22 protein-coding genes and 1 pseudogene are annotated in these 22,773 nt (G+C 61.8%); 6 read left to right on the top strand and 17 right to left on the bottom strand.

Annotated elements, in window-relative coordinates; genetic code table 11:
* Positions 1 to 69 precede the first annotated feature (69 nt).
* Together BV82_RS20995 and BV82_RS20990 are read left to right on the top strand one after the other, a co-directional pair.
* Positions 70 to 1,023, top strand: a complete 954-nt coding sequence (locus tag BV82_RS20995) for a flagellar protein MotY (RefSeq protein WP_010221041.1) — start codon at positions 70 to 72, stop codon at positions 1,021 to 1,023.
* A 129-nt stretch (positions 1,024 to 1,152) separates the two neighbouring features.
* The gene (locus tag BV82_RS20990; RefSeq protein ID WP_010221042.1) at positions 1,153 to 2,370 is read left to right on the top strand and encodes an argininosuccinate synthase; all 1,218 of its coding nucleotides are present in this window, start codon (positions 1,153 to 1,155) and stop codon (positions 2,368 to 2,370) included.
* A gap of 64 nt (positions 2,371 to 2,434) precedes the next feature.
* Here the strand turns inward: BV82_RS20990 and BV82_RS26470 are convergent, their stop codons facing one another.
* Entirely contained in the window at positions 2,435 to 2,962 is a 528-nt protein-coding gene (locus BV82_RS26470; protein WP_232531760.1) for a hypothetical protein, read from the bottom strand.
* A gap of 442 nt (positions 2,963 to 3,404) precedes the next feature.
* Between BV82_RS26470 and BV82_RS20980 the strand changes: the two genes are divergently transcribed.
* On the top strand, positions 3,405 to 4,031 hold the full coding sequence (locus BV82_RS20980) for a response regulator transcription factor (protein WP_036996654.1): 627 nt from the start codon (positions 3,405 to 3,407) through the stop codon (positions 4,029 to 4,031).
* 62 nt (positions 4,032 to 4,093) lie between these two features.
* Here the strand turns inward: BV82_RS20980 and BV82_RS20975 are convergent, their stop codons facing one another.
* The 8 genes and pseudogenes from BV82_RS20975 to metG all read right to left on the bottom strand — a co-directional run bounded on the left by BV82_RS20975 (position 4,094) and on the right by metG (position 10,685).
* Complete coding sequence (locus BV82_RS20975) at positions 4,094 to 4,270, bottom strand: PA3496 family putative envelope integrity protein (protein ID WP_036996652.1); 177 nt, start codon at positions 4,268 to 4,270, stop codon at positions 4,094 to 4,096.
* 105 nt (positions 4,271 to 4,375) lie between these two features.
* On the bottom strand, positions 4,376 to 5,014 hold the full coding sequence (nth, locus tag BV82_RS20970) for an endonuclease III (protein ID WP_036996651.1): 639 nt from the start codon (positions 5,012 to 5,014) through the stop codon (positions 4,376 to 4,378).
* A gap of 4 nt (positions 5,015 to 5,018) precedes the next feature.
* The gene (locus BV82_RS20965; protein ID WP_036996650.1) at positions 5,019 to 5,543 is read right to left on the bottom strand and encodes an Rnf-Nqr domain containing protein; all 525 of its coding nucleotides are present in this window, start codon (positions 5,541 to 5,543) and stop codon (positions 5,019 to 5,021) included.
* On the bottom strand, positions 5,536 to 6,153 hold the full coding sequence (locus BV82_RS20960) for an RnfABCDGE type electron transport complex subunit G (protein WP_036996649.1): 618 nt from the start codon (positions 6,151 to 6,153) through the stop codon (positions 5,536 to 5,538). Before BV82_RS20960 ends, BV82_RS20965 begins: the two co-directional genes overlap by 8 nt.
* The gene (locus BV82_RS20955; protein ID WP_010221049.1) at positions 6,150 to 7,136 is read right to left on the bottom strand and encodes an RnfABCDGE type electron transport complex subunit D; all 987 of its coding nucleotides are present in this window, start codon (positions 7,134 to 7,136) and stop codon (positions 6,150 to 6,152) included. The genes BV82_RS20960 and BV82_RS20955 overlap by 4 nt, the downstream gene beginning before the upstream one ends.
* A gap of 4 nt (positions 7,137 to 7,140) precedes the next feature.
* Positions 7,141 to 7,977 (bottom strand): annotated as a pseudogene (gene rsxB, locus BV82_RS20950) (electron transport complex subunit RsxB); the annotation flags it as partial.
* Positions 7,974 to 8,555, bottom strand: a complete 582-nt coding sequence (locus tag BV82_RS20945; protein ID WP_036996647.1) for an Rnf-Nqr domain containing protein — start codon at positions 8,553 to 8,555, stop codon at positions 7,974 to 7,976. The gene BV82_RS20945 and the pseudogene rsxB, both read right to left, overlap by 4 nt.
* A 90-nt stretch (positions 8,556 to 8,645) precedes the next feature.
* The gene (gene metG / locus BV82_RS20940; RefSeq protein ID WP_010221052.1) at positions 8,646 to 10,685 is read right to left on the bottom strand and encodes a methionine--tRNA ligase; all 2,040 of its coding nucleotides are present in this window, start codon (positions 10,683 to 10,685) and stop codon (positions 8,646 to 8,648) included.
* A 156-nt stretch (positions 10,686 to 10,841) separates the two neighbouring features.
* On the opposite strand from metG, the gene apbC reads away from it, so the two are divergent.
* Positions 10,842 to 11,936: an iron-sulfur cluster carrier protein ApbC gene (gene apbC / locus BV82_RS20935; RefSeq protein WP_036996646.1), complete on the top strand. Its 1,095-nt coding sequence runs from the start codon at positions 10,842 to 10,844 to the stop codon at positions 11,934 to 11,936.
* A gap of 162 nt (positions 11,937 to 12,098) precedes the next feature.
* Here apbC and BV82_RS20930 read toward each other — a convergent pair whose 3' ends face one another.
* Positions 12,099 to 12,308 (bottom strand): cold-shock protein, encoded by a 210-nt coding sequence (locus BV82_RS20930; protein ID WP_010221054.1) that lies wholly within the window; start codon positions 12,306 to 12,308, stop codon positions 12,099 to 12,101.
* Positions 12,309 to 12,659: 351 nt separating this feature from the next.
* Here BV82_RS20930 and dcd point away from each other — a divergent pair, with 351 nt between their 5' ends.
* Both dcd and BV82_RS20920 read left to right on the top strand, forming a co-directional pair.
* Positions 12,660 to 13,226, top strand: coding sequence for a dCTP deaminase (gene dcd, locus BV82_RS20925; protein ID WP_010221055.1), 567 nt, complete (start codon positions 12,660 to 12,662; stop codon positions 13,224 to 13,226).
* Between the two features lie 99 nt (positions 13,227 to 13,325).
* Entirely contained in the window at positions 13,326 to 13,559 is a 234-nt protein-coding gene (locus BV82_RS20920) for a hypothetical protein (RefSeq protein ID WP_036996645.1), read from the top strand.
* Between the two features lie 3 nt (positions 13,560 to 13,562).
* On the opposite strand, the gene BV82_RS20915 is transcribed toward BV82_RS20920, so the two are convergent.
* The 7 genes from BV82_RS20915 to BV82_RS20885 form a co-directional block, all read right to left on the bottom strand.
* A complete protein-coding gene (locus BV82_RS20915) occupies positions 13,563 to 14,327 on the bottom strand; it encodes an ABC transporter ATP-binding protein (protein ID WP_010221057.1) in 765 nt (254 codons plus the stop codon).
* 23 nt (positions 14,328 to 14,350) lie between these two features.
* On the bottom strand, positions 14,351 to 15,466 hold the full coding sequence (locus BV82_RS20910; protein ID WP_036996643.1) for a succinylglutamate desuccinylase/aspartoacylase family protein: 1,116 nt from the start codon (positions 15,464 to 15,466) through the stop codon (positions 14,351 to 14,353).
* Between the two features lie 7 nt (positions 15,467 to 15,473).
* The gene (locus tag BV82_RS20905; RefSeq protein ID WP_010221059.1) at positions 15,474 to 16,184 is read right to left on the bottom strand and encodes an ABC transporter permease; all 711 of its coding nucleotides are present in this window, start codon (positions 16,182 to 16,184) and stop codon (positions 15,474 to 15,476) included.
* Complete coding sequence (locus BV82_RS20900) at positions 16,181 to 16,909, bottom strand: ABC transporter permease (RefSeq protein WP_010221060.1); 729 nt, start codon at positions 16,907 to 16,909, stop codon at positions 16,181 to 16,183. The genes BV82_RS20905 and BV82_RS20900 overlap by 4 nt, the downstream gene beginning before the upstream one ends.
* Before the next feature lie 63 nt (positions 16,910 to 16,972).
* Positions 16,973 to 17,755, bottom strand: a complete 783-nt coding sequence (locus tag BV82_RS20895; protein WP_010221061.1) for a transporter substrate-binding domain-containing protein — start codon at positions 17,753 to 17,755, stop codon at positions 16,973 to 16,975.
* Positions 17,756 to 17,932: 177 nt separating this feature from the next.
* The gene (locus BV82_RS20890; protein ID WP_036996641.1) at positions 17,933 to 19,969 is read right to left on the bottom strand and encodes a c-type cytochrome; all 2,037 of its coding nucleotides are present in this window, start codon (positions 19,967 to 19,969) and stop codon (positions 17,933 to 17,935) included.
* A 192-nt stretch (positions 19,970 to 20,161) separates the two neighbouring features.
* Positions 20,162 to 22,603: a penicillin acylase family protein gene (locus BV82_RS20885; protein ID WP_036996640.1), complete on the bottom strand. Its 2,442-nt coding sequence runs from the start codon at positions 22,601 to 22,603 to the stop codon at positions 20,162 to 20,164.
* Between the last annotated feature and the right edge of the window lie 170 nt (positions 22,604 to 22,773).

Here is a 22,773-nt window from a genome sequence, read left to right as displayed (position 1 = left end):
TCGCTATCAAGTTTTGCCGCGCCCGACCGATAGCGTGCAGGTATACCGTGAAAATCTGTGGAGCCGCCCGTGCGCCAGCGTTATCTAGCCCTGCTCAGTGTGTTTGCCAGCATGCCCGCCATGGCACTCACCTTCCAGACCCGTCTGGAGAACATCGAGTGGAAGGTCGAAGGCGATCAGTTCGAATGTCGGCTGGTTCAACCCATTGCCGATTTCGGCAGCGGCGAGTTCGTCCGTCGCGCCGGCGAGCAGGCGACTTTCCAGCTGCGTTCAAGCAACAATGTGCTCGGCACAGGCTCCGCCACCCTGCTGGCGGCGGCCGCGCCGTGGCAGCCCGGTCGCGGCGATATCAACCTGGGGGCGGTGCGCATGGCTCGCAGTGGCGTGCTCTTCACCAGCTCCCAGGGCCAGGCCAGCCGCCTTATCAACGGTTTGCTCGATGGTCGCAGCACCGTGGTGCGCAACTATGCCGGTGAAGCCGGGCGGACCATGGAAGTGCGGGTGTTGCCAGTCAAGTTCAACAAGGCCTACGGCGATTATCAGGCCTGTGCGGCAAAGCTCTTGCCGATGAACTATGACCAGGTGCGCCAGGCGCAGGTTGGCTTCCCTGGCGGGGGCATCGACCTGGATGCCGATGCCCGGGCACGCCTGGATGTGATCCTCGACTTTCTCAAGGCGGACCCTTCGGTCAACCATATCGAACTCGATGGTCACTCCGACAACAGCGGTAACCGCCTGACCAACCGCGACCTGTCACGGCGCCGGGCGCTGGCGGTGATGGAGTACCTCAAGGCCCATGGCATTCCCGAAGAGCAGATCACCGTGCGCTTCCATGGCGAGCGCTATCCGCTGGCGCGCAACAACAGCGCGACCAACCGCGCACGCAACCGGCGGGTGAACATTCAGCTTGATCGGGTAACGCCGGTCGAAAAACCGCTGGAAAAACCGCTCGAGCCTGCCGTCAAAGCACCAGCCGCACCGGCTGCGGCGACAGAGGCCAGCAAGCCGGTCAGCAAGTCCTGAGCTGCGACAGTCCGTCGCGCTCTCGACAGTTCCTGTCGCTTTGTCGTCACAAGCTGTCGCCCCACTGTAAATTTTGTCGCAAGGTCGGTAGAATCAACGGCTTTCCGTACAACCCCGTGGAGTGATGGCATGGCGGACGTAAAAAAGGTCGTACTGGCGTATTCCGGCGGCCTTGATACTTCGGTGATTCTCAAGTGGCTGCAGGATACCTACAACTGTGAAGTGGTGACCTTCACCGCTGACCTGGGACAGGGCGAAGAGGTCGAACCGGCCCGCGCCAAGGCTCAGGCCATGGGCGTCAAGGAAATCTACATCGACGACCTGCGCGAAGAATTCGTACGCGACTTCGTGTTCCCGATGTTCCGCGCCAACACCGTCTATGAAGGCGAGTACCTGCTGGGTACTTCCATCGCTCGTCCACTGATCGCCAAGCGCCTGATCGAAATCGCCAACGAAACCGGCGCCGATGCCATTTCCCATGGCGCCACCGGTAAAGGCAACGACCAGGTACGTTTCGAGCTGGGTGCCTATGCGCTCAAGCCAGGCGTCAAGGTTATTGCGCCATGGCGTGAATGGGACCTGCTGTCCCGTGAAAAGCTGATGGACTACGCCGAGAAGCACGGTATCCCGATCGAGCGTCATGGCAAGAAGAAGTCGCCGTACTCGATGGACGCCAACCTGCTGCACATCTCGTATGAAGGCGGCGTGCTGGAAGACACCTGGACCGAGCACGAAGAAGACATGTGGCGCTGGACCAAGTCGCCAGAAAACGCCCCGGACGTTCCGACCTACCTGGAACTGACCTACCGCAACGGCGATATCGTTGCCCTGGACGGCGTTGAAATGTCGCCTGCCACGGTGCTGGCCACCCTCAACCGCATCGGCGGCGAGAATGGCATCGGTCGCCTGGACATCGTCGAGAACCGTTACGTCGGCATGAAGTCCCGCGGCTGCTACGAAACCCCAGGCGGCACCATCATGCTGCGCGCCCACCGGGCGATCGAATCGATCACTCTGGACCGCGAAGTCGCTCACCTCAAGGATGAGCTGATGGCCAAGTACGCCAGCCTGATCTACACCGGCTACTGGTGGAGCCCTGAGCGTCTGATGCTGCAACAGATGATCGATGCGTCCCAGGTCAATGTGAACGGTGTCGTGCGCCTGAAACTGTACAAGGGCAACGTCATCGTCACCGGCCGCAAGTCGGACGATTCGCTGTTTGACGCCAACATTGCCACCTTCGAAGAAGATGGCGGTGCGTACAACCAGGCTGACGCAGCGGGCTTCATCAAGCTCAACGCCCTGCGCATGCGCATTGCTGCCAACAAGGGCCGCAAGCTGGTCTGACGCTTGTTACCCCAGAAAACCCCGGCGTGCCGGGGTTTTTTTTGCCTGTTGGTTGCGTGCAGCACTACGCTTTGCTCAATGATTGCCTCATCAGGGTGATTTGCGCGCCCGTGTCGAGGTTGCTCAAGATCCACTTGTTACAAGGCAATCGTGTGGGCTTTAGTGCTTGCAGTACGAAGTACTCTATTAACTCGCTTGCAGCCGGGCCGCGGAATGCGATAGTCACTGTGCTCAGCTCGGACATGTCCGCAAGCACATGCCGTGTTTCAACTTCTTTAACTGGCGTGCTTGGTAAATCAATGTCGGCGACTTCGTGGGTGGGCGGTTCAACCTGGAGGGGGATGTGTGCAGGAGCAGGCGCCGCGGCTGCAGTGAGTTCATTTATTTCGGGGGAATAAAGGGACTTGTAATTGAAATTCAAAGTAAGAAAGAACAATACCGTCAGGAAGAACGGAAAGCCGACCAGAAACCAGGTGTAAATACCTTGGCTATCCTCCCCCAGGAATGGCAGAGAGGCCAGCGCTGATGCTTCGATGATGCCAGCAAAAATCGCAATGATCGTCAGTGGGCTTTTCGGCTCGACTTTACTCATGCAGTTACCCTTGCGCTTGGTGAGTCCGCTCCTATGTTTCCGCAGGTTTAGCATGCTCGGCACAGCCTCGGGCAGCATGGCTCACTTCTCGGGTGGGTAATCTACCCATGAATCATGTAAGGCGGTTTTACATGGCTGAATATTATTGTTTTTATCAAACAGATCTATAGGACTTTTCCTTCAGCTATTAAAGCCGAGTTTCATAGGCGGTTTCTTTGTCTAGTGCTACCTTTATTCAGGAAGTGTGAGGCAGTCTGCACTATGGTTCGAGTGTTGGTTCTTTAGGGACTTTGGTTTTGCTGGCTTGTAGGATAATTCTCTAAAGCCCGTAGGTTGCGTCCTTGTATGCATTTGCTTGTTAACGGCGCAATACAATATGTCGTACAACTAGGCTATTGTGCGAGCTCAAAATAATAGAACAGCGAACAATTGGATTTTGCTCATGAATAAAGTCCTGATCGTGGATGATCATCCGGTCATTCGCCTGGCTGTACGCATATTGATGGAGCGGCATGGTTATGAAGTCATTGCCGAGACAGATAACGGTGTGGACGCATTGCAGCTGGCGCGCGAGCATGGTCCTGATATCGTCATCCTGGACATCGGTATCCCCAAGCTTGACGGCCTTGAAGTGATCGCCAGGTTGACCGCCAACAATGCCAGCATCAAGGTGCTGGTGCTGACCTCGCAGGCGCCCGGGCATTTTTCCATGCGCTGCATGCAAACGGGGGCTGCGGGCTATGTCTGCAAACAGCAGGATCTCACCGAACTGCTCAGTGCCATAAAGGCAGTGCTTTCCGGTTACAGCTACTTCCCCAACCAGGCGTTGCATTCCGTGCGCTCGAACCTGGGTGGCTCGAGCGAGGCGGACATGGTCGAGCGCTTGTCGGGCCGGGAGATGATGGTCTTGCAGCAGCTTGCCCGCGGCAAGACCAACAAGGAGATCGCCGACGGCATGTTCCTCAGCAACAAGACGGTCAGTACCTACAAGACGCGTTTGTTGCTCAAGCTCAATGCTCGCTCACTGGTCGATCTGATCGATCTGGCCCAGCGTAACGGCCTGGTTTGATACACCCAGAAACAACAAAGCCTCCATCAAGGAGGCTTTTGTGCTTTTACGGCATCATCCCTTCAGAGGTCGAAGTCGTAGTCAGCCAGCTGCTTCTGCAAGCGACGTTCTTCCAGCAGGTTGTCGATGGTGCGGCGTTTGCTCAGGTTGGTTTTCGCCACTTCAACCGGTACATCGTCATCTGCTTCTTCAGTGGCGATGTCATCATCTACAACCAGGTCTTCTTTATCGGTGCTCATAAGTCACTCCAAGCCAAGAGGGCCATTGGCGCACCTTATAGCGAGAATTTCTGAGCGGGTAAAAAAGATTTTTTCAATCGGTTGAGCAGTGTTTTCACTATCTTCTCAATCGTCCGAGGTTTTGTGCTTGTACTCGCACAAATCTTCGATCCGGCAACTCCCGCAGCGGGGTTTGCGCGCCTGGCACACATAGCGTCCATGCAGGATCAGCCAGTGGTGGGCGTCCAGCAGGTAAGCCTTGGGCACGAACTTCATCAGGGCCTTTTCAACCTCCAGGACAGTCTTGCCCGGCGCAATTCCAGTACGGTTGCTGACCCGGAAGATATGCGTATCGACGGCCATGGCCAGTTGCCGAAAGGCTGTGTTGAGTACCACGTTGGCGGTCTTGCGGCCAACCCCGGGCAGGGCCTCCAGCGCTTCGCGGGTTTCCGGCACCCGGCTTTCGTGCTGTTCGATGAGCAGGCGGCAGGTTTCGATGACGTTTTTCGCCTTGCTGTTGTACAGGCCGATGGTCATGATGTATTCGGACAGGCCTTCGACGCCCAGGGCGTAGATCGCTTCCGGGGTATTGGCGACCGGGTACAGCCTGGCCGTGGCCTTGTTCACACTGACATCGGTTGCCTGGGCCGAGAGGATCACCGCAATCAGCAGTTCGAACGGGCTGCTGTAGGCCAACTCGGTTTTCGGCTCAGGGTTGTCTTCGTGCAGCCTGCGAAAGATCTCCAGGCGTTTGGCGGCATTCATGGGGTCAACGCTTTCCTTGACGACGTGTAGGGGCTGGCCGTCGGCAAACCCGGTTGTAAAGGGCCAGCATCAGGCCCAAAAGTATCAGCGCACCGGGCAACAGGCTGGCCAGGCGCAGGTTGGCAAACTCGCCAAGCCCTTGCCTGAACAGCCCCATGGCCATGCACAACAAAGCGAAACCGCCCAGTGTGGCCGCCGCCGTACGCCAACGGCCGCTGGCGCCCTGGGCGAACTCGAATACCAGGCATTGTACGGCGATCAGTGCCGAATAGGGGCCCAGCGCCAGCGACAGTGGCAGGGCCCAGGCGCGCAGGGTCAACTCCAGGCAGGTGACCAGCAAGGCGGCCAGCAGCACGCTGGCGATCAGGCTGGCGCTTGCCTCCAGCACTTTGTGCAGGGGCGTCATGCACAGCCGGTGCAGGCCGATGATCAACAGGCTGAGCAGCGCAATGGCACTTGCCTGCGCTAACGTCTGTGTGGCCCCCAGCAAGGGCGCCAGGCTTATGGCCGCGAGCCACTGTCTATTCATTGGCGCCCCCTGTCAGCAGTTGCTGGCGATGCTCGTCGAAATAGCGCAGGGCATCATGGGTGGCCTGAATGACTGCCCGGGAGGTGACGGTGGCGCCGGCCAGTTGATCGAACTGACCGCTATCGCGCTTGAGCGCCCAGGCGGTATCGGCAATGGTGTGCCGGCTGCTGCCGACAAAACCTTGCAGCCAGGTGTTGCCGGGTTCGACCAGCTTGCCGCCCAGGCCAGGGGTTTCCTGTTGTTGCAACACCTTTACGCCGATCAGGCGGCCGCTGTCATCGATGGCAATCAACAAGTCCAGCGGGCCGCCATAGCCCTGCGCCTGGCTGTGCAGCACGACCGCGCGGGGCTGCCCCTGCAAGGTCGCCAGATAGCCTGCGAGCAGGCGGCTGTGATCCAGGGGCGCGGCCCCCAGGCGCAGGGGGTGTTGCAGCGGCTGGTTGTCGTAGTGCTGTTCGGGCAGCACGCTGAGCCAGCGTTGGGCCTTGAGCTGCTGCTCGGCGTCCGTGATGCGCTGGGCGGTGAGCTGGTGCCAGAGTACTGTGCCGCCCACGGCCAGCACGGCAAGGGCCAGCAACAGCGCCGTGGAGCGTATCGACGTGGTGTTCATTGCGCTTGCGCCTGCCCGCGCTCTGCCCAGCGCTCCAGCGTGGGAACACAGAGATTCATCAACAAGACCGCGAATGCGGCACCGTCCGGATAGCTGCCCCAGGTTCGAATCAGGTAAATGAGCACGCCCGCGCCGATACCGAACAGCAGCTTGGCTTTTGGGCTTTTCGGCCCTGACACCGGCTCGGTGACGATGAAAAACGCCGCCAGCATGGTCGAGCCGGACAGCAGATGCAGCAGCGGCGAGCCATTGGAGTCCGAGCCCGAGCCGTTCCAGCACACCAGGCTGATCAGCAGCAAGCTGGCCAACAGGCCGACCGGGGCATGCCAGCTGATGACCTTGCGCTGTAACAGCAGCAAGCCGCCGAGTACAAAGGCCAGGTTGACCGCTTCGCTGCCCCGGCCGCCAAAGTGGCCGAAGCCGGGATGGCTGGCGAACAGCTCATCCATGGTCAGGCTGCGGTTGTTGCGCAGGCCGTCCAGTACCGTGGCTTGCGCCCAGGCATCCGGCTGGTTGCCGGGACCAAGGCCGAATACCTGCTGCAGCGTATCTGCCAGCCCCAGTACCTGGGTGACCGGCCACTGGGTCATATGTTGTGGAAACGACAGCAGCACCAGCACATAGCCGACCATCGCCGGGTTGAACAGGTTCTTGCCGACACCGCCGTAGAGTTGCTTGCCCAGGACAATGGCGCTGCTGGCGGCAATCATTGGCAGCCACCAGGGGGTGTAGGCCGGCAGTGCCGCCGTCAGCAGGACGGCAGTGACCAGGGCGCTGCCATCATTCAGGGCGGGTCGGATCGGCCGGTGTTGCAGTTTCAGCAGTAGCGCTTCACTTGCCAGTGCCGCGCTGGCGCACAGCAGCAGGTTCAAGAGCAGCCCCCAGCCGTGTAGCCACAGCAGGGTCAGCAACCCTGGCGCGCAGGCCAGCAGCACCAGGCCCATGGTGCTGCGCAGGCGTTCGCTGTTATCAGTCGCGGCCATGGTCGGCTGCCGGTTGTAGTGTTTGCAGGCGCGTCTGGGCCTGTTGCGCTTCGCGCTCAAGCTCCGCCAGCTGTGCTTGCTGGGTCTCGCTCGGGGTATCGCCAAAGGCCGCCCTGGCCTTGCTCAATTGCGCCCGGCTCATGGCCGCGGCGATTTTGGCCTGCTTGAGGGCGGCATCGGCGGCCGCGGCTTTCTGTGCCTTGACGCGTTCGATGGCCGCCTTGATCGGGTCGTCGACCGCCGCGCTTGGGGTGGCAGCGGTGGGGTTGGCTGCCCGCTGGCTGCGGGCCAGGCGTTCGGCCTGCTTGCGTGCTTCTTCGCGTTGCAGGCGGTTGTTGCGCTGCTCAAAACGGCGCCGGGCATGGTTGCGCTTATGGCTGCGGGCTGCGAGTGTTTCGGCATCCTGGGCCAGGCCGCCGACAATCGCCACGATGTTGCTGCTGGCCGTCAATGGCAGCAGGTCGATGCAGTCCACCGGGCAAGGCGCCACGCACAGGTCGCAGCCGGTGCATTCGGCGCTGATCACCGTGTGCATCAGCTTGGCCGCGCCGACAATGGCGTCCACCGGGCAGGCCTGGATGCATTTGGTACAGCCAATGCATTCGGCTTCGCGAATGAATGCGACCTGCGCCGGAGCTCTGCCGCGCTCGGGGTCCAGTTCGATCACCGGCACTTCCAGCAACCTGGCCAGGGCGGCGATGGTCTCGCGGCCACCGGGTGGGCATTTGTTGATCGCTTCGCCCGCAGCCAGGCCTTCGGCGTAAGGCCTGCAGCCTGGGTGGCCACACTTGCCGCATTGGGTCTGCGGCAGCAGGGCGTCGATGCGTTGAATCAGACTCATGGGTTGAATAATCCGTTAAAGCCGAGAAACGCCATGGCCATCACGCCGGCGCCAATCAGCTCGATCGGCAGGCCGCGAAATGCCTCTGGGATGTCGTCGTTGTCGCTGCGTTGGCGCAGGTCTGCGAACAGGCTCAAGGCCAGCCAGAAGCCCAGGCCGCCACCCAGGCTCCAGGCCAGGGTTTGCGCGACGCCAAAACCGTTTTCGCTGGCCTGCAGGCTCAAGCCTAGCAGCGCTACGTTGGCCAGCAGCAAGGGCAGCAAGCCGTCAAAGGGCAGGGCGGGCAGCAGGCGTGTCAGCAGAGTGAGCAGCGGCTTGATCAGCAGCACGCACAGCGGCAGGAACACGAACAGGCGTAGGTACTCAAGCTGCAGGGGCAGCAGCGCCAGGCGGTAGATCAGTTGCCCAAGGCCGACTGCCAAAACCAGCAACACCAGGGTTGCCAGCCCCAGTGCATGCACCTGGCGCCGATCCTGATCGGTAGCGCTGCGCAGCAGTGGGTCGATGGCCAGTCCCTGGTGCAGGACCAGGTTGTTGATCAGCGCGGCGCTGACCAGGGCCAGAAAGAATTCGCTCATGAGGGGGCCGAATGCTGAGGCTGTCCGCCATTATCCGGCAATGACGCGAGGATGAGAACGCCCCGGCCGCAATCGGCCGGGGCGTGAACCTTACTTGATGCGCTGGCCCGGCTTGGCGCCGCTGTCAGGGCTGAGCAGGTAGATCTCTTCGCCGCCAGGGCCGGCTGCCATGACCATGCCTTCGGAGATGCCAAAGCGCATTTTGCGCGGTTTGAGGTTGGCGATCATCATGGTCAGGCGACCTTCGAGCTTGGCTGGGTCCGGGTAGGCCGACTTGATGCCGGAGAACACGTTGCGTTGTTCGTCGCCGATGTCCAGGGTCAGGCGCAGCAGCTTGTCAGCACCTTCCACGGCTTCGGCCTTGAGGATCAGCGCGACCCGCAGGTCGACAGCGGCAAAGGTGTCGAAGTCGATCTCGGCCGATAGCGGGTCCTTGGCCAGTTCGCCATTACCGGTGACGACGCTGGTCTGGCTGGCCGCCAGGTCTTCCTTGGAGGCCGCGGTCATGGCTTCGACCTTGGCTGGGTCGATACGGCTCATCAGCGCCTTGAACGGGTTGAGCTGGTGATTGCTCAGGCGGGTCTGATGGTCGGCCCAGGTCAGCGGGGCGACGTTGAGGAACGCCTCGGCGTCGGCGGCCAGCACGGGCAGTACCGGTTTGAGGAAGATCACCAGCTGGCGGAACAGGTTGATGCCCTGGGCGCAGATCGCCTGGACTTCGTCCTGCTTGCCTTCCTGCTTGGCCAGCGACCATGGCGCCTTGTCGGCGATCCAGGCGTTGGCGCGGTCGGCCAGGCCCATGATCTCGCGCATGGCGCGGGCAAAGTCGCGGCCTTCGTAGGCTTCGGCAATGCCCGGAGCGGCGGCAAGGAAGGCTTCGGTCAGCTCTGGTGCGGCGTCGCCGTCAACCATGACGCCGTCGTTACCCTTGTGGATGAAACCGGCGCAGCGGCTGGCGATGTTGACCACCTTGCCGACCAGGTCGGAGTTGACCTTCTGGATGAAGTCTTCCAGGTTCAGGTCGAGGTCGTCGACGCCGCGGCCAAGCTTGGAGGCGTAGTAGTAGCGCAGGTACTCCGGCGCCAGGTGATCCAGGTAGGTGCGGGCCTTGATGAAGGTGCCGCGCGACTTGGACATCTTCGAGCCGTTGACGGTCAGGTAGCCGTGCACGTTGATACCGGTCGGCTTGCGGTAGCCGGCGCCTTCGAGCATGGCGGGCCAGAACAGGGCATGGAAGTTGACGATGTCCTTGCCGATGAAGTGGTACAGCTCGGCTTTCGAGTCCTTGCTCCAGAACGCGTCGAAGTCCAGCTCCGGGCGGCGGGCGCAGAGGTTCTTGAAACTGGCCATGTAGCCGATCGGTGCGTCCAGCCAGACGTAGAAGTACTTGCCCGGCTCATCGGGGATCTCGAAGCCGAAGTACGGCGCATCACGGGAGATGTCCCATTCCTGCAGGCCGGCATCCAGCCATTCGGCGATCTTGTTGGCCACCGCGTCCTGCAGGGTGCCGCTGCGGGTCCACTGCTGGAGCATGGCCTGGAAGTCCGGCAGCTTGAAGAAGAAGTGCTGCGAGTCCTTGAGCACCGGCGTGGCGCCGGAGATCGCCGACTTGGGGTTCTTCAGCTCGGTTGGCGCGTAGGTGGCGCCGCATTTTTCGCAGTTATCGCCGTACTGGTCTTCAGTCGCGCACTTGGGGCAGGTGCCCTTGATGAAGCGGTCGGCCAGGAACATTTTTTTGTCCGGGTCGAAGTACTGGGTGATCGAACGGGTAGCGATGTGCCCGGCGTCACGCAGCTTGAGGTAGATCTGGCTCGACAGTTCGCGGTTTTCTTCGGCGTGGGTCGAGTGGAAGTTGTCGAACTCGACCAGGAAGTCGGCGAAATCCCCGCTGTGCTCGGCCTGGACGGCGGCAATCAGTTGCTCGGGGGTGATGCCTTCTTTCTCGGCGCGCAGCATGATGGCCGAACCGTGGGCGTCGTCCGCGCAGACATAAATGCACTGGTTGCCGCGAAGCTTCTGGAAGCGCACCCACATGTCTGTCTGGATGTACTCGAGCATATGGCCAAGGTGAATGGAACCATTGGCATAGGGCAGGGCGCTGGTGACGAGAATCTGACGTGGCTCGGACATGGGGGCTCGGCTACTTTTTTCGGCTACTTGAGATGAAACGGTGATCGGCCACTATAAAACGCCGGGAAATATATTTCACCCCATGGACGTATCTGAACAGGTATGACGGGTTAGCATAGTGGCCTGTTTTGCTCAGTCTTTATAACGGGAGTCTCCATGAGTGCCGTCACTCGCGCAGCCGTCGAAGCCGTACTTCGCCAGTACATCGACCCTTACCTGAACCAGGACCCGGTCAGCGCCGGCTGTGTCCAGGCCATCGATATCCAGGGCAATCGCGTCAGCGTGCAACTGCAACTGGGTTATGCCGCCGGTCTGTTCAAGAACGGCTGGGCGCAGGTTCTGCAAACGGCTGTCGAAGGTCTCGACGGGGTGGCTTCGGCGCAGGTCGAGATCACCTGCGTGATCGCCGCACACAAGGCCCAGGCGCAGATTCCGGGCCTGGCCAACGTCAAGAACATCATTGCCGTGGCGTCGGGCAAGGGCGGCGTCGGCAAGTCGACCACCGCCGCCAACCTGGCCCTGGCCCTGGCCCGTGAAGGTGCGCGGGTGGGGATTCTCGATGCTGATATCTATGGCCCGAGCCAGGGCGTGATGTTCGGTATCGCCGAAGGCACGCGGCCGCAGATCCGCGAACAGAAGTGGTTCGTGCCGCTCAAGGCCCATGGTGTCGAGGTCATGTCCATGGCCTTTCTGACCGACGACAACACGCCGATGGTCTGGCGCGGGCCGATGGTCTCCGGGGCGCTGCTGCAGCTGGTGACGCAAACGGCCTGGGACGACCTCGATTACCTGGTCATCGATATGCCGCCGGGCACTGGCGATATCCAGCTGACCCTGGCGCAGAAAGTCCCGGTGGCTGGCTCGGTCATCGTCACCACGCCGCAGGACCTGGCGCTGCTCGATGCCAAAAAGGGTGTGGAGATGTTCCGCAAGGTCAACATCCCGGTGCTGGGTGTGGTCGAGAACATGGCCGTGCACATCTGCTCCAACTGCGGTCATGCCGAGCATCTGTTCGGTGAGGGCGGCGGCGAGAAGCTGGCGGCCCAGTACGGTGTCGAGCTGCTGGCATCGCTGCCGTTGTCGATGCTGATCCGCGAGCAGGCCGACAGCGGCAAGCCGACGGCGATTGCCGAGCCGGAAAGCCAGATTGCCATGGTCTATCAGGAGCTGGCCCGTCAGGTCGGGGCGCGGATCGTGCTGCAGGAAGCGGCGGCGCCGGCGATGCCGAATATCACTATCAGCGAAGATTGAAGTGATGCTATCGCTGGCAAGCCAGCTCCCACAGGTTCTGCATGCACTGGACCTTGTGGGAGCTGGCTTGCCAGCGATGGGCCACCAGACAGCCTAAAATCAAGGCATAAAAAAAGCCCCACCTGTTAAGGGCGGGGCTTTTTTCAAGCTGTAAAGCGGAAGTTAGATAACTTCTACTTCTTCAGCCTGCATGCCTTTCTGACCGCGGGTAGCGATGAAAGAGACCGCTTGGCCTTCTTTCAGGCTCTTGAAGCCGTCAGCCTTGATGGCTTTGAAGTGTACGAACAGGTCGTCACCGGATTGTGGGGTGATGAAGCCGAAGCCTTTTTCATCGTTGAACCACTTAACGGTACCGGTTTGGCGATTGGACATGGTCTGTCTCCTTGGACAAAGTTAACTACGACTCAGGAAACGCCCTGGCCGAGACTGAGTGCAAAGAGGCAGAAAATTCATGAAGATGGGTTGATCGAAATCTTGCATCAGGTAGATATTCTCAGTGACACGTGCAGCACAGTGGCGTCACCTTAACCCTTTTTCCAGAACGTGCCAATGGTCTTGTGAAGCTTTCTCATAATTCATGACTGACGGTGCTTCAGGCCCCCGCGCAGGCCCCGTCATACGTGGATCCGACGGTTGATGTCGCATGGAACTTTGAACCCGGCGCCGGGCCCGGTAAGATGCCGCACAGAATTTTTTCACCACGCAATTTCAGGACACCCCGCCATGAGCATCAAATCGGACAAGTGGATTCGCCGCATGGCGCTGGAACACGGCATGATCGAGCCTTTCGTCGAGCGCCAGGTGCGCGGTGAGAGCGACAACCGGCTGATCTCCTTCGGCGTCTCCAGCTACGGCTACGACGTGCGCTGCGCCGACGAGTTCAAGGTGTTCACCAACATCAACTCGGCGACCGTCGATCCGAAAAACTTCGATGCCGGCAGCTTTGTCGACGTCAAGAGCGACGTCTGCATCATCCCGCCGAACTCCTTCGCCCTGGCCCGCACCGTCGAGTACTTCCGTATCCCGCGTAACGTGCTGACCATCTGCCTGGGCAAGAGCACCTACGCCCGCTGCGGCATCATCGTCAACGTCACCCCGCTTGAACCGGAGTGGGAAGGCCACGTGACCCTGGAGTTCTCCAACACCACCACGCTGCCGGCAAAGATCTACGCCAACGAAGGTGTGGCGCAGATGCTCTTCCTCGAATCCGATGAAGAATGTGAAGTGTCCTACAAGGATCGTGGCGGCAAATACCAGGGCCAGCGCGGCGTTACCTTGCCACGCACCTGAGGCGACAAAGCGAGGGAATTCCTCGCCCCCGGCACACTCCAATGAGTTGAACTGTTCCGCTCGGCAACACGCCAGGCGGACGTCAACCAGGAGCAACCCATGAAACTCGACCCGACCATCAGTGCCAAGCTGGCCGTGCTGCAGCCCAACAGCGTTGGGGTGCTGGCCTGGTCGTTGCTGGCACATCCGCACTCGCATAGCGTGCAGGCGGGCGGCGTGCCCGGTCAGCCTGACCCGGACACCCCCGATTCACCGCAACCGGGTGAACATCCGCCGATGGAGCCGGGCGAGCCGACCTTGCCCGACGAGCCGCCACCAGCGCCGATCGCCTGACCCCTACTTGAGGTTGCCGCTCAGGAACTGACGCAAGCGCTCGCTCTTCGGATTGCCCAGCACCTCTTCCGGCGGCCCTTGTTCCTCCACCAGGCCCTGGTGAAGGAACATCACCTGGCTCGCCACTTTGCGCGCGAAGGCCATTTCGTGGGTGACCATGATCATGGTCCGGCCTTCTTCGGCCAGGCCCTGAATCACCCGCAGCACTTCGCCGACCAGCTCCGGGTCGAGGGCCGAGGTCGGTTCGTCGAACAGCATGACTTCCGGCTCCATGGCCAGCGCCCGGGCAATCGCCACCCGTTGCTGCTGGCCGCCGGAGAGGAACGCCGGGAACTGATCCGCCACCCGCGGCGCCAGACCGACCTTGTCCAGGTAGCGGCGGGCGCGTTCTTCGGCCTCGTGCTTGCTTACCCCCAGTACCCGCCGCGGCGCCATGGCGATGTTGTCGAGTACGCTCAGGTGGCTCCACAGGTTGAAGTGCTGGAACACCATGGCCAGGCGCGTGCGCAGGCGCTGCAGCTCGTCCGGGTCGGTGACATGCAGGCCATGATGGTCGTGGGTCATGTGCACCGGCTTGCCGTCGAGGGTCATGCTGCCCTCGTTGGGTTGTTCGAGGAAGTTGATGCAGCGCAGGAAGGTACTCTTGCCCGAGCCGCTGGCGCCGATCAGACAGATCACGTCGCCGGTCTTGGCCTTGAGCGAAACGCCCTTGAGCACGTGATGCTCGCCGTAGCGTTTGTGCAGGTCTTCGATGGTCAGTTTGTACATGCGCAGGCTCTAAAGGTAAGGGTTCAAGGCGACAACAGGTAGCCGCTGCGATAGGCCTGGTTGCCTGCCACATGGGCAACGACCATACCGGCGGTGGCCATGCGCCGCAGCGAGCGGGCATAAAGCAGGCCGGGCTGGGTATTGCGCACCGGGGTTACCCGGTCGCTGAGCGGATCGATGACTTCAGCGATCAGCTCATTGGCTTGCAGGTACTGGCCCGGTTTGGCGTGAAACACCAGCAAGCCGCCCAGGGGCGTCGCCACAGGCTCCACACCGGCCAGCGGCGTTGCCGGGTAGCTCAGGGCGGGCAGGGCGGCGGGCTCGCCTTCAATGGCGCCGTAGCGGGTCAGGTAATCGAGGATTGCTGCGCAGTCCTGTTCCGCCAGTGGATGGCTGACATCGCCCTGGCCACGCAATTCGACGGTCACCGAGAAGCAGCCCTGGGGGATCGGGAACTGCTTGGCGAAACGCTGCTGCAATTGCCACCAGACCAGGGTAAAGCACTCATCGAAGGACTGGCCGCCCGAGTCGGTGGCCAGCAGGCTGGCCTGGGCTCCCAGGTAACGTGACAACGGCTCGACCTGTGGCCAGGCCTCCGGGGTGGTGTACAGGTGTGCCACGGCCTCGAAATCGCAGTGCAGGTCGAGCACCATCTCGGCATCGCAGGCCAGGCGTTGCAGGGTCAGGCGCTGGGATTGCAGCGGGGTGTGGGCGACATGGGCGTCCAGGGCGCGGCGCAGGCTTTCGCGAATCAGCGCGATGTTGTGCTGCGGGTCCTGGCTCAGGTGATCGGCGACCTGGTCGCCGACCTGGTCGCTCAGGTCGACGAAGTGGCGGTTGAAGTTTTCCCCGCTCTGCAGCTCATAACGGCCCAGTGGTACATCCATCAGCACCTGTTCCAGGCCCACCGGGTTGGCAATTGGCACCAGCACGATCTCGCGGCGCAGCAAGCCCTGGTCCTCAAGCTCAGCCAGGCGTTGCTTGAGGTGCCAGGCCACCAGCATGCCGGGCAGTTCATCGGCGTGCAGCGAGGCCTGAATGTAGATCTTGCCGGCTTGCGGGGGGCCGAAGTGGAAGCTGTGGATCTGCCGGGCAATGCCTGGAACCGGCGCCAGAATGTCGTGAGTCGAGTGATGCATATCAGTCCTAGTGTGTCGGTCCTAGAAAAGCCAGCCAGCGACGTTCGGCGAGGCGGAACAAGCCTACCAGGGCGAAGGTCACGCACAGGTAGATGGCCGCAGCGATGCTGAACGACTGAAAAGTCAGAAACGTGGCCGAGTTGGCGTCACGGGCGACCTTGAGGATGTCCGGCACGGTGGCGGTGAAGGCCACTGTGGTGGAATGCAGCATCAGGATCACTTCGTTGCTGTAGTAGGGCAGCGAGCGGCGCAGCGCCGACGGCATGATGATATAAGCATAAAGTCTCCAGCCGCGCAGGCCGTAGGCCTTGGCTGCCTCGACTTCACCATGGTTCATGCTGCGGATCGCCCCGGCGAAAATCTCCGTGGTGTAGGCGCAGGTGTTGAGGGCAAAGGCGAGGATGGTGCAGTTCATCGCATCGCGAAAGAAGCTGTCGAGCAGCGGTTGGGCGCGCACCGCTTCCAGGCTGTAGATCCCCGTGTAGCAGATCAGCAACTGGATATACAACGGCGTGCCGCGAAACAGGTAGGTGTAGAACTGGACCGGCCAGCGAATCCAGAAGCGCGGCGACACCCGGGCTATCGACAGCGGGATCGACACCACGAAACCGATGGCCAGCGATGCGGTCAGCAGCCACATGGTCATGGCCAGGCCAGTGATGTGGGTGCCGTCGGTGTAGAGGAAGGCGCGCCAGTATTCCTGCAAGAGTTCGATCATCGGATGGCCTCCCGGGTGCCGACGTTATAGCGCCGTTCCAGCCAGCGCAGGGCGACGTTCGAGGCGCTGGTGATCAACAGATAGATGAAGGCGGCGACCACCAGGAAGTAGAACAGCTGGTAGCTGCTCTTGCCGGCGTCCTGAGCGGCCTTGACCAGGTCGGCCAGGCCGATGATCGACACCAGGGCGGTGGCCTTGAGCATCACCATCCAGTTGTTGCCGATGCCTGGCAGGGCGAAGCGCATCATTTGCGGAAAGACCACAAAGCGGAAACGTTGCAGGCGTTTGAGCCCATAGGCGGTTGCTGCTTCGACCTGGCCGCGGGGCACGGCGAGGATGGCGCCGCGGAAGGTCTCGGTGAAATAGGCGCCGTAGATGAAGCCCAGGGTGATGACCCCGGCGGCGAATGGATCGATCTCGATGTATTCCCATTCCATGGTGTCGGTCAGGGTGGTCAGCCAGGTTTGCAGGCTGTAGAAAATCAGCAGCATCAGCACCAGGTCGGGCACGCCGCGAATCAGCGTGGTGTAGGCCTGGGCGATCAGGCGTAGCGGGCGCACTGGCGAGAGTTTGGCACTGGCACCGAGCAGGCCCAGGCCAACGCTGACCAGCAGCGACATGAAGGACAGTTTGATGGTCATCCAGGTGCCCTGCAGCAGCAAGGGGCCGAAACCCTTCAAGCTGAATGCCGAGAGCCCCAGAAATTGCAGCAGGTCTTCGAACATGAACCGAACCTATGCCAGTAGACGCGAACAGGTGGGAACCGGCGTGGCCGGTTCCCACATGGGTTATTTGCCGCTGTAGAGGTTCAGGTCACCGAAGTGTTTTTTCTGGATTTGGGCATAGGTGCCGTCGTCGTGTAACGCTTTGATACCTTTGTCCAGGAGCGCCTTGAGCTCAGTGTTACCTTTTTTGATACCGATGGCGGTCTTGGATGGCAGCAATTCGCTGTCGACCGGCTCGCTGACTTCGTAGTCGGCGCCTTTGGGCGACTTGAGGAAGCCCAGCTCAGCCTGGAGCATGTCCTGGATCGAGGCATCCAGGCGCCCGGAGGTCAGGTCTGCATAGACCTGGTCCTGGTTCTGGTAGGCCTGGGTCTTGACCCCGGCCTTGTCCAGCACGGCTTTGGCGTAGGCTTCCTGGATAGTGCCCTGCTCGTAGCCGACGGTCTTGCCCTTGAGCGAGGCCGGGTCGGCGGTCAGGCCGGAACCTTTCTTGAACACCAGGCTGGTGGGACCGGAGAACAGCTCATTGGAGAAATCGATGACTTTCTCCCGCGCCGGGGTAACGGTCATCGACGAGATTACACCATCGAACTTGTTGGCCTTGAGCCCTGGAATCATGCCGTCGAAGTCGCTTTCCACCCACTTGCACTTGACCTTGAGCTCAGCACAGATGGCATTGCCCAGGTCGATGTCGAAGCCCACCAGGGTACCGTCGGCGGCCTTCGATTCGAATGGTGCATAAGACGGATCAACGCCGAAGCGCAGCTCCTTGTATTCCTTGGCCAGGGTATTCCCCGCAGCCAGACACAACGCGAGTGCGGAAAGCGTCAGCCATGCTTTTTTCATTGTGTGTCCTTGGATTCGCAAAGTGTTGGGGTGGCACAAAGCCGTTACCGGTCGATGCCAGACAACACAGTGATAGCAAGTTTCACACCATATTCCAGCCGGCCCCCACAATGGATCGGTGTATGCATGATCCTGTGGGAGCTGGCTTTGCCAGCGATGGGCTGTAGCGCGGCGCTTTTAGTAGCGCGCATCCACCGGTTTGCCACCGTTGGGCCAATCCTTGACCTTGTCCGGGAAGTCCGGCCGTGGTTGCTGCGAGAACCAGGCCGCGACATCCACCGCCTCCTGATCACTCAAGCCACCCTGGCCCAACGGGAACTTCTCGTGGAAGCCAATCGGCATGTTGCGTTTGACGAATGCTGCGGCGGTATAGGTGCGGGCCATGCCGGCGCCGATGTTGAACGACTGCTCGCCCCACAGTGGCGGGTACACCAGGCTGCCGTCTTCACGGGCCAGGCCCTCGCCATTGCTGCCATGGCACACCGCACATTGTTCGGCATACACCTGCTTGCCGTTGTCCAGGTCCGGCTTGATCGCGGTATCGATCTTGCCGACCCCGCGTCCGGCCACTTTGTCGCCCGGCAGGGTGTTCATCTTCATCCAGTCGAAGTAAGCCACCATCGCCTGCATGTCCGCTGATTGCGGCGGTAGCGGTTGACCATTCATCGAACGACGGAAGCAGCCGTTGATGCGCTCTTCGAGGGTGACTTCCTTGCCCGCCCGCGGTGCGTAGCTGGGGAAGAATGCCGAGACGCCGACAAACGGCGAACCATCGGCCACGGTGCCGGCGTTGAGGTGGCAACTGGTGCAGTTCAGCGCGTTACCGACGTTGTTCGGCAGCAACTCGCGGGTTTGCAGGTGCAGGCGCATGCCACGGATGACCTGGTCGGCGTTGGCGGCAGCCAGCAGGTTGGCCAGGCGCGGGGTTTCAAATGCCGTCGAGTCGGTGGTCTGCGGGTTGAGTTGCTCACGCAGTGTCTTCACCTGCTTGGCAGTGATCGGCGAGCTGTTGTTGCCCCAGCGATTGCGCACGAAACTCAGGATCTCGGCGATCTCTTCATCGGCCAGGCGCGCAAACCCCGGCATGGTGTAGACCCGCGAATGGGTGGCGGTCTGCGCGGTCTCCCAGCCGGTGAGGGTGATGTGCAGCAAGGAGGTCGGATTGGCCGAGGCGATGCTCGGGTTGCCGGCCAATGGCGGGAACAGGCCCTTGACCCCGCGCCCGTCGGGGCGGTGGCAGTCGCTGCAGAACTGGGTGTAGCCCAGGCCGCCACGGCTGCTGAACAGGTCATCCGGTGCTGCGGCTGCCAGCGGGATGTCCGGCATCGGCAGGTCGTCCTTGCCCGGCGGCAGGGACTTCAGGTAGCTGGCGATGGCAATCAGGTCGCCATCACTGAAGTGCTGGGTACTGTGATGGATCACGTCGGCCATGTTGCCCGACACCGTGGCGAAGCGGTTCTGCCCGGTCTTGAGCAGTTGCACGGTGTCGTCGACGGTCCACAGGTTGCGCAGGCTCAGGGCGCGCCAGTGCTCAACGGTTTCGCCGGCGAGGAAGTGCTTGCCGCTGCGACCGGCGTCGCTCATGGCTTTTTCCTGGAAGGCGATGCCGCGTGGGGTGTGGCAGGCACCACAATGACCCAGGCCTTGCACCAGGTAGGCACCACGATTGAGCACCTCATCCTTGTTGGGGTCGGGCTCGAAGGGCTGGGTGTCGACGAAGGCGAAGTTCCACAACGACAAGCCCCAGCGCATGTTGAACGGCCAGCTCATGTCCGCTTCCTGGTTGGTCTGGCTGATCGGCGTCACACCGTGCATCAGGTAGGCATAAAGGGCGCGCATGTCCTCTTCGCTCATTTTCGCGTAGGACGGGTAGGGCATTGCCGGGTAGAGGTTGGTACCGTCCGGGGTAACACCTTCGCGCATGGCCTTGTCGAACTGTTCAAAACTGTAGCGGCCGATACCGGTGTCTGGATCGGGGGTGATGTTGCTCGAATAGATGGTGCCCATGGGCGTTTGCAGTTGCAGGCCGCCGGCCATTTGCGGCGCTTGCGGGGCGGTGTGGCAGGCGATGCAGTCGCCCAGTTGGGCGATGTACTTGCCGCGGGCAAGCAGTTCGGGGTCGGCCGCCGCTGCCGGGGGCGGCTCACTGGCGAGTGCACAGAACGACAACACGGTCGTGGCCACCAAGGCCAGACGGGAGAAGGCAGATGCCATTGCATTATTCCTTTAATCACCTGGCGTGGGGTGGTCCCCTGGGCGCAGGGCTGCAATCGTTTTTATGGTTCATCAGGCAGAGGCTGGTAACGAAACCGGCCTCAGTTTCGTTGTAATGGATTTGGTGGCGGGGGCTGTTGATATGGATCAGCGCAGCCGGCATTGCACCGGCTGCGGGTGGTTGTACCGGGGTTACTTGCCCGGCACCAGGGTCAGGCGCTTGCTGCCATAGGCGCGGTCGAAGTTTTGCGGCTGCACCGGCAGGCTCATGTAGCGGCCTTTGAACCAGGCATCCAGGCCGTCGGCAAAGTGCGGGCTGGCCGGGTTGCCGGACTGGCCGCTGCTGCTTTGCAGTTGCAGCGGTTCGACCTGGCCGAAGTCCACCACCATGCGCAGCGACGGTGCCAGTTGCGCGTTGAAGTCCTTGCCCCAGGCGTAGGGCGCCAGGTTCAGGGTACTGTGGTCACCACCGCTGGCCAGCGGGCCGCGGCTGACGGTATCACCCAGGCCGTGGAAGGTCGGTACCGGCCAGCGGTACTGGTGCAGCTTGCCCCATTGCCAGGCGCGGTGGTCATTGCCCAGTTGCGCTTCGCCGGCGCTGACGGCCGCAGCGAGGCTGCGGGCAAGAATGGTCGGTTTGTCTTCTTTTTGCGCGGTTTTCTGATCGTCCCAGAATGGGCTGTCTTCGCGACCGAGCAGGTGGTCGGCCTGGGCCGAATAGGACAACCGGGCATTGCCGACGAACGCCTGCCAGGCCAGGCTGGATTCGGGGCCCAGCTCGTCGAGGAAGGTCAGTTTTGCGCTTTCCTGCAGGAACAGTTCGTACAGGGCGGCATCTGCCGATGTGCTGCTCAGCCGGCCGTCAAAGGCCATCAGCCGGGTGTAAGCCTCACGGGCCCTGGTCCGCTGATCGGCGGGCAGGGCGTCGATCGCCTGCTTCAGGGGCTGGGCCATGCCGGGCGCTTCGAACATCTTTTTCAGCTTGTCGGCAAACAGCGTGGTCTGGTCGTTCTGCATCAGGATCAGGCTGCGGCTGTCATGTTTGCCATTGCCGGCCAGTTGCGCCAGGCGCTCGGCGCGCTCGGGGTAGTACCAGCTGTTGGACAGCTGCATGCCGTAGCCTTTGGGCACACTGCGCTGGTTGGCATTGCCAAGCCAGCCCTGGGGTGGGTCCTGGTCGTAGGGATGGAGCATCGGGTCGGCGTAACCGTCCCAGTCGTAGCGTCCGTCCCAGCCCGGCGACGGCAGCAGGCCCTGGCCTTCGCGGCGGTTGGGGAAGCGTCCGCTGACTTGCCAGCCGATATTGCTGGCGTCGGCAAAGACGAAGTTCAGCGCCGCGGCGCCGATCTCGCGGGTGTTGTCGAACGCGTGCTCGACTTTCTGCGCCCGCGACAGGTTGAAGAAGGCGTCCAGGCTCTGGTCGCCCTTGAACTCGGGCATGCGCAAGGCCAGGCCCAGGCTTGCATTCTGCGGCTGGCCGAGCAGGGTGCCGTGGCGGGTGTCGTACAGGGTCTCACGCAGCGGGCGCTGGCCCTTGATGAAGAAGGTCTCGTTGCGGGCCTGGGCCGGCAGCCATTTGCCGTCGGCCTGGTACATCAAGCGGTTGCCTTCCTTGCGCAGTTTTTCCAGGAACAGGTCCTGGTTGTCGGCCATCACCGCGCTGGCACTCCAGGCCAGCTTGCCGTTGTAGCCGGACAGCACCAGCGGCAGGCCGGCAATCGACACGCCAGCGGCCTGGTACTTGGGCGAGCGGATCTGCACCGGGCTCATGGCCCAGGCACCGAGGGTATCGCTGGCCATCAGGCTCTTGCCGCTGCGGCTGCGCTGCGGGGCAATCGCCCAGTTGCTGGCGCCGGCCGTGCCGAGCAGGTTGAGCGCGGCCAGTTGCTCGCTGGCCGCGGTCAATGGCGCCAGGCCCGCGAGCTGGCTATTCAGGTTAAGGCCTTTGAGCTTGTCGGTTTCGGCCAGGGCCAGGGGCTCGTCAGGATAGCTGGGCAACAGCCAGGCCAGTTTGTCGGTGCCGACTTTCTGCGCCAGGCCCAGGGCTGCGAGTTCTTCCTGCAGGTTGACCGACTGGCTGAAGTTGTACAGGCAGAAGATCAGCGCCGAGTCCTCGGGCTTCCAGTATTCCGGGCGGTAGCCGCTCTGGGCCAAGGGGGCCGGCAGCTTGTCGCGGTAGCGGAACAGGTAGGCGTTGACGCCGCGGGCATACACCTCGAAGAAACGCTTGAGCCGTGGTGAGGCATCGGCATACAGCTGGTTGGCGCTGGCCTTGAGGTTGGCCGCGCGCATCAGGCGGTCGACTTCCAGCACATCGGCGCCGGCCATTTCCGCCAGGCGGCCTTGAGCCAGCAGGCGCATGCCGACCATCTGCCCGATACGGTCGCCGGCGTGGACATAACCCAGGGCGAACAGCGCATCGTGGAAGTTGCTCGATTCGATCAGCGGCATGCCCATGGCGTTGCGGCGTACTGAAACATTCTGCGCCAGGCCCTTGAGCGGCTGCACGCCTGTAGCAGGCAGCACGCTGTCACGCTGGCCGGCCATCTGGCAGCCGCTCAGGCTCAATAGCCCGAGCATCACAGCGGCTACGCCGAACCGGGGGGTAAAAGGGGGAAGGGCTGGCGCGGCCATGATCAGGCTCCTGCAGGGCGTGGCGGTAAAAGGCGCTACGTTAGTGAGCGCGATCACACCATGCAAGCGGGGCGCCGCCTTTATTTTCAGCAGTTGACGAGGCGTCGATCCTGCCGGGAGGGGCTAGCGGCCGCACCTGTGCTGGGCACAAGCGCCGGCCACTGCTACAA

The organism is Pseudomonas donghuensis (genome assembly GCF_000696345.2).
Lineage (GTDB): Bacteria > Pseudomonadota > Gammaproteobacteria > Pseudomonadales > Pseudomonadaceae > Aquipseudomonas > Aquipseudomonas donghuensis.
This window is presented reverse-complemented; position numbering and strand designations above follow the sequence as displayed.